Genomic DNA, 14017 nt, shown 5'->3' on the forward strand with positions numbered 1-14017 from the left:
GCGCTTAGGGTTTGGAGCTCCTAGCTCTAAGCTCTAAGCTCTAAGCTCTAAGCTCCTAGCTCTAAGCTCATTGCGGATGGAGTACGTCGGTGATCGCCAGGCAGAGGCGCTCGCGGTCGAGTTTAGTTTCGTAGCGGTTGATGCCCGCCACCTTTGCCCGTTCGTGGAAATCTTCGGTGTCGCGGGACGATACCGAAATCACCGGGAGGTTTTTGAGGCGGGCATCAGCGCGGATGCGGGTGGTCAGTTCGAAGCCGTTCAAACGGGGCATTTCGAGGTCGGTGATGAGGATGTCGTAGCTGCCTTTTTGCAGGCGTTGCCAGGCCTCTTCGCCGTCTTTGGCAAAATCGAGGGTTTTAAACACGTCGTGGAGTCCGCGTTTAATCGCCTCGCGGAAAAACAGGGTATCCTCGGCCACCAGCACCCGTAAACCGGATAACCCCTCCTGCAACGCGGCGCCCTGATCCATGCCAGCGGCGCGCATGATGCCGTAAAGATCGAGGAGGATCGTGAGGCGGTCGTTGATCGTGGCCGTGCCCAAAACACCCGGCGCACGCAGCGAAACGGCGTCGAGCGAGCCGGTGACCAGGTCGGCCGCATCCATAATGTGTTCGGTGATCAAGGCGACGGGGTGGTACACCAGACGCGGCACGATGATGTGCACCTCGGCGGGAAGCGGCGCGCCCGGGGTGACCGGCAGGTGATCCTGGATACGCAACAGGCGCAGGGTGGGGCCGTCTTTTTGGCGCAAGTAATCGTGGCCACCGAGGCGCTCGATGCGGCTGGTGTCGATTTTTTCGATACGCCCGATGTTGGCGATGTGGAGCGCAAAAATCTCCGGCGTGCCGTCTTTGAACACCAAAATACGCTCCGATTCCACAGCGGCGGCCGCCTGCGTGAGTTGGCGCACCGCAGTGTCGGTGGGCAGGCGTCCGGTGGCGATGCCGGCGAGGTCGAGGATGAGGGCGATTTCGCCTTGGCCGAGCAGCGTGGCCCCGGAGTAAAGCGAGGTGCCTTGCAGGTGGCGGCCGAGCGGTTTGACGACGATTTCTTCGGTGTCGGCGATGGTCTCGACTTGCAGGCCAAAGCGGCGGTTATCGAGTTTCAAAACGAGTACGTAGCCGGGTTTGTCCGCCGTGTAACGGTCGGGCAGGCCGAGCAGCGCAGAGAGGTTGAGAACCGGCAGGAGTTCTTCGCGCAGGCGGATGATGTGCGAAGCGCCAAACGCCTCCAGCGGGCGATCGGGGCCGGGGCGCACGATCTCGACCAAGTTGAGCTGCGGCACGGCAAAGTGGCGGGTGTCGCAGCCGACGATTAAGGCGGGGATAATCGCGAGCGTTAAAGGCAGGCGAATGATGATCGCGGTGCCCTGGCCGAGCACCGAGTGGATTTCCACGCGGCCACCGAGTTTTTCGATGTTGGTTTTAACGACGTCCATGCCGACGCCGCGGCCGGACACGTCGCTCACCACGGCGGCCGTCGAAAAGCCCGGAGCAAAGATCAGTTGCCACGCTTCGGACTCGGTCATTTTGGCGGCCTGTTCGGTCGTGATGACACCTTTCTCGATCGCCTTGGCTTTGAGTTTTTCGGGGTTGAGACCGTGGCCGTCGTCACGGACTTCGATCTGCACGCGGCCCGCCAAATGCGCAGCGGAAATGCGCACGTGGCCGGCGGCGGTTTTGCCAGCTGCAACGCGTGCGGCGGGCAACTCGATGCCGTGGTCGGCGGAGTTGCGAATGAGGTGGGTGAGCGGGTCGGAAAGCCCCTCGATAAGGGCGCGGTCGAGCTCGACGTCATCGCCGACGGTTTCGAGCTGGATTTCTTTGCCCAGCTTCTGGCCGAGGTCGCGGATGATACGGTTAAATTTACCAAATAGGCCGCCGACGGGTTGGAGGCGGGCGCGCATGATGGTGCGCTGGAGGTCGGTCGTGACGCCGCTGATACCTTGAACAACGCTGGCGAGGCCATCGATCGAGGGGGCGCTGGTGGCTGAGGCGTTTTCCCGCGACGGGGCGGCGATGCGCAGGAGTTGGTTGCGGCCGAGGACCATCTCGCCGGCGAGGTTCATAAGGCCGTCGAGCAGCGCGACGGAAATGCGCACCGTGTCCTCAGTCTTGGGTTTTGCGCCGTGTGCGGGAGCGGCAGGCACGGCGGGCGAGAGAGGCGTGGGAGTGATGCTGGTGGACGTCGGCGCGGGGGGCGGAGTCGTGGCGACGGTGGAGGACGGAGAGACGGTGGCTGGAAGGGCGGTGGGCGGAGGCGCGGAATCGAGACCATGGGCGGGACGCCCATGCCACGCCGGATCAGGAGCGGCTTTGGCCACGGGGACGGGGGCGGATTTGGAGGGGGCGAGCGTGGGTTGGGTGTTTAACCACTCCTTTAACAGTTCGCTGGGGACGGCGGTGAGTTGGTTCTCGGGGAGATTAAAGGCGCAGAGCAGTAGATCGGGCTCCATCGCGGTGGAAAAGAGCAGCGAGCAGATCACGTCGGCGGCGAGCTCTTCGCCGAGGCCGCCACCACCATCGAGACCACCGTCGAAGCCACTCATTTCAGTGGCGGTGTCGATGAGTGTACCTAGGGCTTCGATGTCGCGGAAGTAGTCGAGCAGTGTTTGGCCTTTGGCCTCGATGTCGGCGTTCAGGTTGAGTTGCACGACGTAGACGTTTTGACCGTGATGGAGGCCGTTGCGCACCAGTTCGGGGTCGATGCGGAAGCCGCTCAAGTAGAGGGGCAGAATCGGCTTGTCGGGTGCTGCGGCTTTTTTCGGCGGCTCGGTGTGCAGCAGCGCGTGCAGTGCGGTGCGCTCGGCCGAGGTGTCGGTGCTCGCGGCCTGATCGGGCGCGGCGACCATGGCTTTGAGTTTGTCGGTGCCGGAGAGGAACAAGTTAATCAGGTCGCGGTTGGCGATCATGCGGCCGTCGCGCAGGAGGGCCATGACGCTCTCCATCACGTGGGCGAGGTCGGTGATCGGGGTGAGGCCGAAAAAACCGGCGGTGCCTTTAACACTGTGAATGGCGCGGAACAGGCGGTTGAGAAGTTCGGCGTTTTGCGGCGAAGCTTCGAGGGCGACCAGGTCGTTTTCGAGGGTTTCCAGGTGCTCGTTCGCCTCTTGGACGAACAGCCCGAGCATCTCGTTTTCTTCGTTACTCACGGTGGTATTTGGGGTGGGGGGGGGAGGCGGGCTATACCCTACACGTTTCGATTTTAGGCTTTAACGCAAAGGCGCAAGGACGCGAAGAAGCGCAATGAAATCACTCATTTTTAATGCTTTGCGAACTTTGCGTCTCGGCGACTTTGCGTTAAAAAATAGCCCCATTTGTTTAAGCTATTGGTATAACTTAGGCGGTGAGGCCGAAGCGTTCGTTGAGTTTGAGCAGACCGAGCAGGCGGCGGACGTCGGGCGTGGGGTTTTCGGCGCGGAAGCCGATTTTGCGGTTCTGGGTTTCGCGGTAGAGGGCGATGAGCAAGTTGACGCCCTTGGAGTCGACCAGGCGCGAATGGCTGAGGTCGGCGACGATGGTTTGGGCGGACACGTGCTGGGCCATGGCCGCGAGGATCTCGGTGCGCAGGGCGTCGATGTTGGTTGAAAGTAAATCGCCGTCGAAAGTGACGCGCAGGGTGGTGTCGGTGAGGGTGGCTTTCATGGGGGTAAAATTTTAGGGGTTCGCGAGGGGCTGCGGGTTGGGGGAGGGGGGACGGTAACGGGCGGGAGTAGGAGTAAGAGTAGGAGAACGAGAACGATTACGGAGGGGGGCGGATACGGCAGGGAGAACGATTATGATAAAGAGGAACGAGAAAGATTTCGGGGAGGGAGGGACCACCTCCGTGTGGTCCGTTTCGGGGGATTGGGCGGTTCGACTCGTTCTCGTTCTCTTACTCTTACTCTTACTCGTTCGTCAGGGAGGTTCGTTGATCGGATTCGGCGGGAGAGAACGATTAGGCGTAGGAGAACGAGAACGATTACGGAGGGGGGCGGATACGGCAGGGAGAACGATTATGATAAAGAGGAACGAGAAAGATTTCGGGGAGGGAGGGACCACCTCCGTGTGGTCCGTTTCGGGGGATTAAGCGGTTCGACTCGTTCTCGTTCTCTTACTCTTACTCGTTCGTCAGGGAGGTTCGCTGATCGGATTTGGCGGGAAAGAACGATTAGGCGTAGGAGAACGAGAACGATTACGGAGGGGGGTGGATACGGCAGGGAGAACGATTAAGATAAAGAGGAACGAGAAAGATTTCGGGGAGGGAGGGACCACCTCCGTGTGGTCCGTTTCGGGGGATTAAGCGGTTCGACTCGTTCTCGTTCTCTTACTCTTACTCGTTCGTCAGGAGGTTCGCTGATCGGATTTGGCGGGAGAGAACGAGTAGGAGTAGGAGAACGAGAACGATTAGGCGTTCGCGGTGGCGGGCAGTGAGAGGAGGGCGCCGATGTTGAGCAGGGTGAGCAGGCCGAGGGGTCTCGGAATCACGCCGCTCACGCAGGCATGGTCCATGCCCGACATGAGTTCGGGCGGCGGGGGCAGCACATTGTCAGGGCGCGTGAGAATGTCGCCGACCTCGTCGACGATGATGCCCAGCAAATCGGTGCCGGCCATTTCGGACTCGGCTGGCGGCAGGGCCAGGCGCGCCAGTTCCACGGTGGATTTAAACACCACGCAGCGGCTCGACGGCTGTGTGGCCTGAGGCTGCAACCCTAGGCGCTGGTCCAAGTCGAGGGCGGTGAGGATTTGGCCGCGCAGGTGAATGAGCCCGCGCACGGTGGGCGGGGCGCGGTCAACCGGCGTAATCGCGGGCTGGCGGAGGATTTCGCGCACCCACAGCAGGTCGCACGCGTACCACCGGCCTTGGGTTTTGAAGGTGAGTAATTGAGTAGGGGCGGACATGGGGCGATCTAGTGCTTAATTGCGTAGATTAATGATAGTATTTCTGAGTTGGCTTCCCTTGACCTCGCGCTTGCGCCACTTGAACGGCTTGGCATTGGGCAGGTAGGCGGCGACGAAAGCGTCAATGGCCTGACTAAGTTCGGCGACGCTTCTGAAGTTCGCGCCCCGTAGCGCCTTCCTTGTTAGTATGCCGAACCAGATTTCAACTTGATTGAGCCAACTCGCCGAGGTTGGGGTAAAGTGGAAGTGGACATTGGGGTGCCGAGCGAGCCAAGCGTCGCACTTTTTGTGGGTGCAATAATTATCCAAAATCACGTGGAGTTCTCTCTCGGGCGGGTGATCCGCCACCACTTGGTCCATGAACAGCAGGAACTCCTCCCGGCGCTTAAGGGTGGTTTTCTGCGTCTTGATCAAGCCCGTGGCCACATCAAGGGCAGCGAACAAGTTGAGTGTACCGTGGCGCTTGTAGGTGCTTTTGAGTCCCTGGACGATTTTACCATTGTCGGTCTCCACGTAACCGGTGGCGCGCTCTAGGGCTTGGATGCCAGGCTTTTCATCCACACTTATCACCAATGCCTTTTCCGGTGGGCTCAGGTAGAGCCCGACGATATCGGCTGCCTTGGCTGCGAACTGCTTGTCAGTGCTCACGCACCACGAGCGCTGGCGCTGCAGGCAAATGCCCTCCTTGCGCAGCACTCGCCAGACCGCGTGCACCGAGCCGCCGAGCACACGGGCCACCGCTGGACCATCCCAGCGCGCCTGCCCCGGAGGGGGTGGCCCTTCCAATAAAGCCAGCACCCGATCTCGAAAGTCCTCACCGTAGGTGCGCTTCGCGCCCGGCCGTGCCGCATCATCCAGCCCCTTCATGCCAAGCAGCACAAAGCGATCCCTCCACTTTATTACGGTGTTCGGCCTGGTGTTGCAGCGGCGCGCCACCTCTTGCACCTGCTCGCCACTCACGCACCCAAGGATCATCCGGGCGCGCTCAACTCGCTGCCTCGACTCAATCCGGCTGGTTGCCCGTTTTTCTAGGGATTGCTGATCCCCCTCGCTACAAGTGATTCGCACGGCTTTTCGTCCCATCTACAAAGCGGATACAATATCACTTATTATTGCAAGTAAGCACTAGGTGTGGCGGGCGAAGTGGGGCGGAAATCCGGAGGGCGGAGACAGCGGCTGAATGAATCGGGGGGCGGAGTGTGGCTGGTGGGGGAGCAGGAGTTACATCAAGGGCCTAGGTGTGGGCGTGAGTTCCTATGTATTCGGCTCATTTGGCGGTTAATTGAGCGAGCAAGTCAGGTTTACTGCGTATTTTTTGTGCCTATTTCGGGTTCAGGAATATGTATTCTTAGGCGTTTAATGATTTATTTTCTGACGGCATTTAGGAACTGGGTCAGCGTGCCGATATTCTAGTCGTGCACCTCGATTTGCTAAAAACCGCGACCGTTAAGCCTAGCTACACAGAAGAGACCACCTGCCTTAAGCTGACTTTGGAAGGGGATCTTAAGACTACGACGATCGCCGAACTACGCCGCGATCTGGCGACTATCCTTAAGCATGAGTATGTTTTTCTGCTGAAAATTGCTTTAGTGGAGGTGGATATCAGTTCGGCCTGTATTGTTGATACAGTGGGTCTGAACCTTGTGTTATCCGTGCTAAAATGGGCCGGAACCAGTAATGCCGAAGCCCGTATTATCGTTGGGGCCAGGGGCGTGTATGAAACGCTGCTGGCGATCGGTTTAGATAAGCATGCGCAGGTCATCTACCGTGAGTAATGCGTTGCGGGGATAAATTCCCCATTTCGGGCGTTCCATTTCGACCAGCGCCGCACTCGCTTTTTTTTAATATTTAACCTCAACCGGCCGACTTTCCCCTTTAGCTGGAGCCTCCTCGAAAAGCCTTTCGCAACGGGCGTATTCCCGCCCCGGCCGGCCACTGGGGACGCAAACAGCCCTGAACGGACTCGATTTACGTGTTCACGAAGGGGCGGCGGCCTAAAAACAGCCCCGGCCCCATCACTAAGGTCGCTTTTCCAACGGCGAAGTCCACGGCGGTTCGCTCCGGGGCTTTTACACCGAACTAATTGAGCCGATTTGGGTTAGCCGCGACGACCGAAACTACTCAGGCCGCCAAGGGCAGCGGCTTTTCCTGAGACTTCCTCGCGCGCACCAAAATCATCCGGTCAAAGTTGTGCGCGAGGATCTTCAGGGTCAGTTCGCTGCGCACCGCCGCCAACCCGCGACGACCCGGCCGGCCGAACCCGTGGTTGAACTTGAGCGTAAACATCAGCGACTCGATCGCGCTGCGCTCGGCGCGAAGCGTGATATAATCCTGGTGGTTCCACAGTTCCTCGCCGAGCAAGGCGCGCCCCTTGGCGCCGGAGATGCTCACCTTGGCCACCTTCAGCTCGTATGCCTGCGCCAGCCCTTCGGCGCTGGAGTAGCCGTCGTCGACGTTCGCGCTCGCCGGCACCAGGCCCGTGTTGGCGATATTCTGAATCAGCATGGGCACCAGTTGCTTGCAATCAGCCACGTTGCCCGCGTCGAGAATCAGCGCGGTGACAAAACCGGCGCGGCTACGGGCCAATTGCGGCTTGTAGCCAATCACCGGTTCCCGCCCGCCTTTTTCAATAAAAGCAGCACTGCGATCAGCCAGGCTGAGGACCCTTTCCCTCGACTTGGTCTTCACCCCATCGTGCACCCGCTCAAGGCTTTGCTGGATCGTCGTAACCACCGCGACCACGTCCCCGTGGATGCAGTCCAGTAGGTCTTCCGCGATCCGGCGCTTGGAGGGCCGCAGCTTGGCCAGTTTAACATTTGCTTCGGCCTCTGCGACTTCTACTTCGGTGAGCAACCTGCCGCCCAACTTGCAGGCTATTTGGTAAAACTGGTCGTAGAGCAGCCGGAGTTTTTGGGCTCGGCGGGGACCACTGCCCAGCAGGGCGATGGCGCGGGCGCTCTTTCGCAACTCCTCCAGCCAGTGGTCTTTGCAGCCAGCCTGCAGCGAGGTAAGCCCGACCTGGTCGAGCTTGCCGCCCAAGCGGTAGGCTCGCTCAAAGAGGCGATAAATGATACCGGAGTCTGTTGGCCAGCAACTGGATGCCTTGATCGCCGTGCTGTCCAGGGTGATATCGGTAAACGAATCGAGCCCTTCGGCCAAAATATCGGCCAATTGGGCCCGGTGGATCAGGGCGAGAGTACTCTCACTCAGGCGATTTATCAGGGGGCCAACGGTATTAGGTGCAGGCAGCGTGTACCCCAAATCATCGAGCAAGGTGCGCAACGATGCCGATTCAAGCAGCACCATCCGGGGGCAGGCACTGTATTGCGACCCCAAGTAACCGGTGGCCATGGCCGTGATAAAAACCACAACAGCGGGGGTGCGCGGACGCCCTGCGGCGAGGAACTCGGCTTGCGTTTTTTCCGCCGTGCCTGACGCCGGCACGGCGAACAACGCCTCGGTCTGCGCCAGTTCGAACTCCCGGTCCTTCCGCCGTTCGCGCTTTTCCGCCATGGCGTGGGCGTCGAGATCGGCGGTCATGGCCACTTCGATTTCGGGGTGGGACCGCCAAAAGCGCTGTAATTGCAGTAAGAAATCACCAAAATCACTGCGCGCCGGGGTTGAAAAGAAGTCGCCGGAGGGATAAACGATCGATTCGTTACTTGATAATTTAACGCCGCTACTTATTTTGTTTCCTGTTTTCATGCAGTATAATACGGCACTTTTACAGTAAACTTAAATCACATAAGTTGTTTTTACTAGAAAAACCAAAAACCTTTTCGAGGAGGCTCTAGCTGCGGCTAAAAGTGCCGATAGCAGGGAAGTGAACATCGACATTCCTCATACCGAGACGGTTAAACCGCTCTACATCACCCAAACGTCCTGCTTGCAGCTGACTGTTGCGGGCGACCTTAAAAGTACCACCACGGCGGCGTTACATCGGGATGTTTTTGCAATCCTCGCACATGACTACGCCCGATCCCTTTCGATCACGGTGGTGGAGTTGGACATAAGCGCCGCAACCATGGTGGATTCGATGGGGCTTAACCTCGTTATCGCCGTGCTCAAATGGAGTAAGCACCGAGAGGCAATACTTCGTATTCTAGTCGGTAAACGCGGTGTTTACTCAACGATGCTAGCAGTCGGCCTGGATCGCCAAGCCGAGCTGATCAATACCGATCCCAACCGTTGATACGCGGTTGGGATCAATGCCGAAGCGGGGGGCGGCTGAACCGCCCTACCGACTCAGCCCACCCAAGTGCGGGCGTTTTCGAATAAGCGCATCCACGGGCTGTTCTCACCCCAGCTCTTGGGCGCCCAGCTGTGCTGCACGCTGCGGAATGCCCGCTCGGGGTGCGGCATCATAATCGTTACGCGGCCCGTGGTGGTGGTGAGCGCGGTCATGCCATGGGGCGAGCCGTTGGGATTTAACGGGTAGTGCTGCGTGACTTGATGGTGGTTGTCCACGTAGCGCGCCGCCACGCGTCCACCGACGCTGAATGCATCTGCGGCGGTGGTGCTGGTGAACTCGGCGAAACCTTCGCCATGGGCAATAGCGATGGGCAATACACTGCCTTCCATGCCGGCGAACAGGATGCTCGGGCTTTTCTCGATGCGCACGGACGCCACGCGCGCCTCGAAGCGCTCGGACTGGTTTTGCACGAAGCGTGGCCAGCCTTCGGCGCCGGGGATGATGCTGTGGAGGTTACTCATCATCTGGCAGCCGTTGCACACGCCGAAGGCGAAGGCGTCTTCACGGGCAAAGAAGGCGGAGAACTCGTCGCGGGCGCGGGGGTTGAACAGCGCGCTCTTGGCCCAGCCTTCGCCAGCACCCAGGACGTCGCCGTAGCTGAAGCCGCCGCAGGCCACCAGGCCGCGGAAATCCTTCAGGCTAACCCGGCCCGATAGAATGTCGGTCATGTGAACATCGACGGTCTTGAAGCCTGCGCGATCGAAGGCGGCTGCCATCTCGACCTGGCCGTTGACGCCCTGCTCGCGTAAAATCGCGACTGGCGGACGGGTTTTGAGAATCGCGGGTGCGCTGATCTCAAACGTGAGCTTCGGCGTGAGGCCGGGGTTTTTGCGGTCGAGGCGCAGCGCGTGCTCCTGCTCGGCGCAGGCGGGGTTGTCACGTAGACCGGCGATGCGGCGGGTGACGTCGCTCCAGACGTCGCGCAACTTGACGAGGTTCTCGTTATAAATCTCCTGGCTGCCGCGTTTGATGCGCAGGGCGCGGTGCGGGTTGAGCGTGCCCAGGCGGCTGATACAGGTCTTGAGCCCGCAGGTGCGCAGCACGCCAGTCACGTAATCGAGGTCGTCGGCACGCACCTGAATGACCGCGCCAAGTTCTTCGCTAAATAACGCCGAGAACGCGCTGTGGCTGGCGGGGATTTCCAGGTCGATACCCGTGTTACCGGCGAAGGCCATTTCTACAAGAGTGGCAAATAGGCCGCCGTCGCTGCGGTCGTGGTAGGCGAGCAGTTTTTGCTCACGACCGAGTTGCTGGATGGCGTTCCAAAAGTTTTTAAGGTGAAACGGGTTGTCCACATCGGGTGTGGCTTCGCCGATTTGCGAAACGACTTGGGCAAGAATGGAACCGCCGAGGCGGTTCTGGCCGCGACCGAGGTCGATCAGTAGCAGTTCGGTCGGGCCGGCGTCGGTGATGAGCTGCGGAGTGAGCGAGAGGCGAATGTCGGTGACGGCGGCGAAGGCCGAGATGATCAGCGAGGTGGGGGCTGTTACGCGCTTGGATTCGCCCGTTGAGGCGTCTTTCCAAGTGGTGCTCATGCTCATCGAATCCTTTCCGACGGGAATGGTGATGCCGAGGGCGGGGCAGAGTTCCATGCCGACGGCTTTGACGGCGGCGTAGAGGTCGGCGCCGTCGCCGGGGAGGGCGGGGGCGGCCATCCAATTAGCGGAGAGGTTAACCTTTCCAATGTCGCCGATCTGGGCGGCGGCGAGGTTGGTCAACGCTTCGCCGACGGCGAGGCGGGCGGAGGCGGCCGCGTTGTTAACTGCAACGGGCGTGCGCTCACCCATGGCCATGGCCTCGCCGGTGTAACTGTCAAAAGCGGCGGCGGTGACTGCGCAATCCGCGACCGGAACCTGCCAGGGGCCGACCATCTGGTCGCGGTGGATCAGGCCGGTGATCGAGCGGTCGCCGATGGAGATCAGGAATGTCTTGTCGGCGACGGTGGGGTGGGCGAGCACGCGGCGGGCGGCCTCGGCCAGAGTGAGCTCGCCCAGTTTAAGCGAGAGCTGCGGGCGGGGCAGGGTGGCGGCGACGCGGTGCATACGCGGCGGTTTTCCCAAGAGCACATCGAGGGGCAGATCGATCGGCGTGTTTTTGAAATGCGAGTCGGTGAGGACGAGTTTTTTCTCCTCGGTGGCTTGGCCGACGAGGGCAAAGGGGCAGCGCTCGCGTTCGCAGAGCGCTTGGAAAACGGCGAGGCGCTCGGCGGGCACGGCGAGCACGTAGCGCTCTTGGGATTCGTTGCACCAGATCTCTAGTGGCGACATGCCGGGCTCGTCGTTGGGCAGCTTGCGCAACTCGAACTTGCCGCCTCGGCCGCCGTCGTTGACCAACTCGGGCAGGGCATTGGACACGCCGCCCGCACCCACGTCGTGGATGAAGGAAATCGGGTTGGCGTCGCCCAAGGCCCAGCAGCGGTCGATGACCTCTTGGCAACGGCGTTCCATCTCGGCGTTTTCGCGTTGGACGGAGGCGAACTCGAGGTGCGCGTTGCCGGAACCGCTGGCCATGGAGCTGGCGGCGCCGCCACCCAGGCCGATCAACATACACGGCCCGCCGAGTACGATGAGGTGGTCGCCGGGATTGATGGCGCCCTTCTTAATGTGGCCCTCTTGGATGTTACCGAGGCCACCAGCGAGCATGATGGGCTTGTGGTAGCCGCGCAGTTCGGTTTTGGGCTGCTCTTTGGTCGAGTCGGACGCCGGGACTTCGGCCTCAAAGGTGCGGAAGTAGCCGTTGATGTTGGGGCGGCCGAATTCGTTGTTAAACGCGGCGGCGCCGAGGGGGCCGTCGATCATGATATCGAGGGCGGACACGATACGGCCGGGCTTGCCGTGGTCTTTTTCCCAGGGCTGGACGGCACCGGGTATTTTAAGGTTGGAGACGGTGAAGCCGCACAGGCCGGCCTTGGGCTTGGAGCCGCGTCCGGTGGCACCCTCGTCGCGGATTTCGCCGCCGGAGCCCGTGGCTGCGCCTGCAAACGGGGAAATGGCCGTCGGGTGGTTGTGCGTCTCGACCTTGCACAGGATGTGGATCGGCTCCTGGTGGGCGGCGTATTCGCCGGTGGTGGGGTTGACGTAGAAGCGGCCGCCGGTGGTGCCGGTGATCACTGCGGCGTTGTCACTGTACGCGGAGAGGATGCCTTCGCTGTGCAGGTTGTAGGTGTTCTTGATCATCTGGAACAGCGACTTCTCCTGCGCCTGTCCGTCGATGTCCCAGGTGGCGTTGAAAATCTTGTGGCGGCAGTGCTCTGAGTTGGCCTGGGCGAACATCATCAACTCGATGTCGTTGGGGTCGCGCTTGAGGCCGGTGAAGGCCTTTACGAGGTAGTCGATTTCGTCGTCTGCCAGGGCGAGGCCGAGGGCGGTATTAGCGGCGACGAGGGCGGCGCGGCCTTCGGCGAGCACCGGCACGCTGGTGAGCGGGCGTGGTGTTTCGTGGCTGAAGAGAGCGCTGCAGGCGGCGAGGTCGTTGAACACCACCTGGGTCATGCGGTCATGCAGCTTGCTGCGCAGGAGGGCGGCTTCCTGGTCGTTAAGGATAACGCCACCGAGGTCGATGGTGTAGGCGATGACACGCTCGATGCGTTTGACGGCAGCCAGACCGCAGATGTGGGCGATGTCGGTGGCCTTGGAGGACCACGGTGAAAGGGTGCCGGGACGTGGGGCCGTGACCTGGACTAAGCCGGTGACGGCGGCGGTGGTGGCGCGGCGTGGTCCGTAGGTGAGGAGTTTTTCGAGCACGCTGCTCTCGGCGGCGCTCAGTGCGGTGGTGAGCTCCGCGACGTGGACAAAATCAGCGGCCACGGCGCGAACGGGCAGGCCGGCGGCGACGAAGTCGTTGAGCAGTTTTTGCAGGCGAAATTCGGAGAGGGCAGAGGAGCCGCGGAGGATCAGCATGGTCGTTGAAAAATTGTGCCTAGCTGAACAGGCCCCGGGGTGCCTTGGCGATAGGGAAAACGCAGGGATTTTCCAGCCAGAGAACGACCCGCTTCCGGCAACAACCAACCCCTGATGTTATAGTGATTAGCGTATAAGTTGAGGTTCACGGCATCCTTGAGCTCACGCTCAAGGCAACACTCTTTGCGAACACACTCCTCGTGGCCTTGAGCGTGAGCTCAGGGTGTTTCCCCAAAGGTATGAGCTACCCGAGTAAGTAGGCTTATTAAGCTCATCTTGAACATGAGCCTGTGCTGGTTGCGCAGGGGCTAATAGGCCCGAGCGAGCCCCCCACTCAGACTATCACGGCCTGCGGCTCTTTCAGGACGGCGATGGCAGCCATGATTTTTTCTGAGGCAACTTGGTAGCGCTCTTTACCGGCTTTGGGGTCGTCGTAGTCGGCCGGTTGCAGGGGCTTGCCGTAAACAATCGAAACCCGGGTGCCGAGCCGCAAGTCGCCGCCTCGACCAAAAGCGATATGTGAGTTGAACAGCCGAGCCGGCACCACCGCCACTTGCGTGCGGCAAGCAATCATTCCTACCCCAGATTTGGCGGGTTGGAGATTGCCGTCCGGCGAGCGTGTGCCTTCGGGAAATAGGGTGATCGCTTTGCCCGCTTGTAGTGTGCGCAGGACGTTCTTGATCGCTTTCACGTCCGAAGCACCATCGCGGTCCACCGGGATGGATCCAATTCCATCCATCCACCACGTGGCAAATTTGCCGTTCCATAGGGTTTTGCGGGCGAAAAAGGCCATCTGCCGCGGGATGTGGCAGCCGATCATCGGCGGATCGAGGTGGCTGGCGTGATTGGCCGCCACTAAAAAGGCCCCCTCCTTAGGCACGTGCTCTAGGCCGGCGATTTCACCCCGGAAAGCCGCATCGTAGATAATGGTGATGATGTAGTGGCAGATCCCGTAGAGCGGATCCATTTCACCCTGACTGTGTCGG

The 14017-nt window shown here is 60.6% G+C and carries 9 protein-coding genes; 2 read left to right on the top strand and 7 right to left on the bottom strand.

Features of this window, described 5'->3' with window-relative positions; genetic code table 11:
- Positions 1 to 67: 67 nt before the first annotated feature.
- The 4 genes from H2170_01505 to H2170_01520 form a co-directional block, all read right to left on the bottom strand.
- Positions 68 to 3151 carry a hybrid sensor histidine kinase/response regulator gene (locus H2170_01505; GenBank protein MCS6298767.1) on the bottom strand — a complete coding sequence of 1028 codons (3084 nt, stop codon included), beginning with the start codon at positions 3149 to 3151 and terminating at the stop codon, positions 68 to 70.
- Positions 3152 to 3338: 187 nt separating this feature from the next.
- Positions 3339 to 3644, bottom strand: coding sequence for an STAS domain-containing protein (locus tag H2170_01510; protein MCS6298768.1), 306 nt, complete (start codon positions 3642 to 3644; stop codon positions 3339 to 3341).
- Positions 3645 to 4385: 741 nt separating this feature from the next.
- On the bottom strand, positions 4386 to 4880 hold the full coding sequence (locus tag H2170_01515) for a purine-binding chemotaxis protein CheW (GenBank protein MCS6298769.1): 495 nt from the start codon (positions 4878 to 4880) through the stop codon (positions 4386 to 4388).
- A 15-nt stretch (positions 4881 to 4895) separates the two neighbouring features.
- A complete protein-coding gene (locus H2170_01520) occupies positions 4896 to 5963 on the bottom strand; it encodes an IS630 family transposase (GenBank protein ID MCS6298770.1) in 1068 nt (355 codons plus the stop codon).
- 332 nt (positions 5964 to 6295) lie between these two features.
- Between H2170_01520 and H2170_01525 the strand changes: the two genes are divergently transcribed.
- The gene (locus tag H2170_01525) at positions 6296 to 6655 is read left to right on the top strand and encodes a hypothetical protein (GenBank protein ID MCS6298771.1); all 360 of its coding nucleotides are present in this window, start codon (positions 6296 to 6298) and stop codon (positions 6653 to 6655) included.
- A gap of 346 nt (positions 6656 to 7001) precedes the next feature.
- Here H2170_01525 and H2170_01530 read toward each other — a convergent pair whose 3' ends face one another.
- Positions 7002 to 8585: a hypothetical protein gene (locus H2170_01530; GenBank protein ID MCS6298772.1), complete on the bottom strand. Its 1584-nt coding sequence runs from the start codon at positions 8583 to 8585 to the stop codon at positions 7002 to 7004.
- A gap of 118 nt (positions 8586 to 8703) precedes the next feature.
- Here H2170_01530 and H2170_01535 point away from each other — a divergent pair, with 118 nt between their 5' ends.
- Entirely contained in the window at positions 8704 to 9072 is a 369-nt protein-coding gene (locus tag H2170_01535; GenBank protein ID MCS6298773.1) for a hypothetical protein, read from the top strand.
- 53 nt (positions 9073 to 9125) lie between these two features.
- Here the strand turns inward: H2170_01535 and purL are convergent, their stop codons facing one another.
- Positions 9126 to 13031, bottom strand: coding sequence for a phosphoribosylformylglycinamidine synthase (gene purL / locus H2170_01540; protein MCS6298774.1), 3906 nt, complete (start codon positions 13029 to 13031; stop codon positions 9126 to 9128).
- Positions 13032 to 13365: 334 nt separating this feature from the next.
- Positions 13366 to 13998, bottom strand: a complete 633-nt coding sequence (locus tag H2170_01545) for a 1-acyl-sn-glycerol-3-phosphate acyltransferase (GenBank protein MCS6298775.1) — start codon at positions 13996 to 13998, stop codon at positions 13366 to 13368.
- Positions 13999 to 14017: the final 19 nt, after the last annotated feature.

Origin of the sequence: Opitutus sp. (assembly GCA_024998815.1) — a bacterium.
Classification (GTDB): Bacteria; Verrucomicrobiota; Verrucomicrobiia; order Opitutales; family Opitutaceae; genus Rariglobus.

Coding starts and splice junctions, on each gene's coding strand:
- H2170_01510 (MCS6298768.1), bottom strand. CDS start 3,644: ATGAAAGCCACCCTCACCGACACCACCCTGCGCGTCACTTTCGACGGC.
- H2170_01515 (MCS6298769.1), bottom strand. CDS start 4,880: ATGTCCGCCCCTACTCAATTACTCACCTTCAAAACCCAAGGCCGGTGG.
- H2170_01520 (MCS6298770.1), bottom strand. CDS start 5,963: ATGGGACGAAAAGCCGTGCGAATCACTTGTAGCGAGGGGGATCAGCAA.
- H2170_01530 (MCS6298772.1), bottom strand. CDS start 8,585: ATGAAAACAGGAAACAAAATAAGTAGCGGCGTTAAATTATCAAGTAAC.
- purL (MCS6298774.1), bottom strand. CDS start 13,031: ATGCTGATCCTCCGCGGCTCCTCTGCCCTCTCCGAATTTCGCCTGCAA.
- H2170_01545 (MCS6298775.1), bottom strand. CDS start 13,998: ATGGATCCGCTCTACGGGATCTGCCACTACATCATCACCATTATCTAC.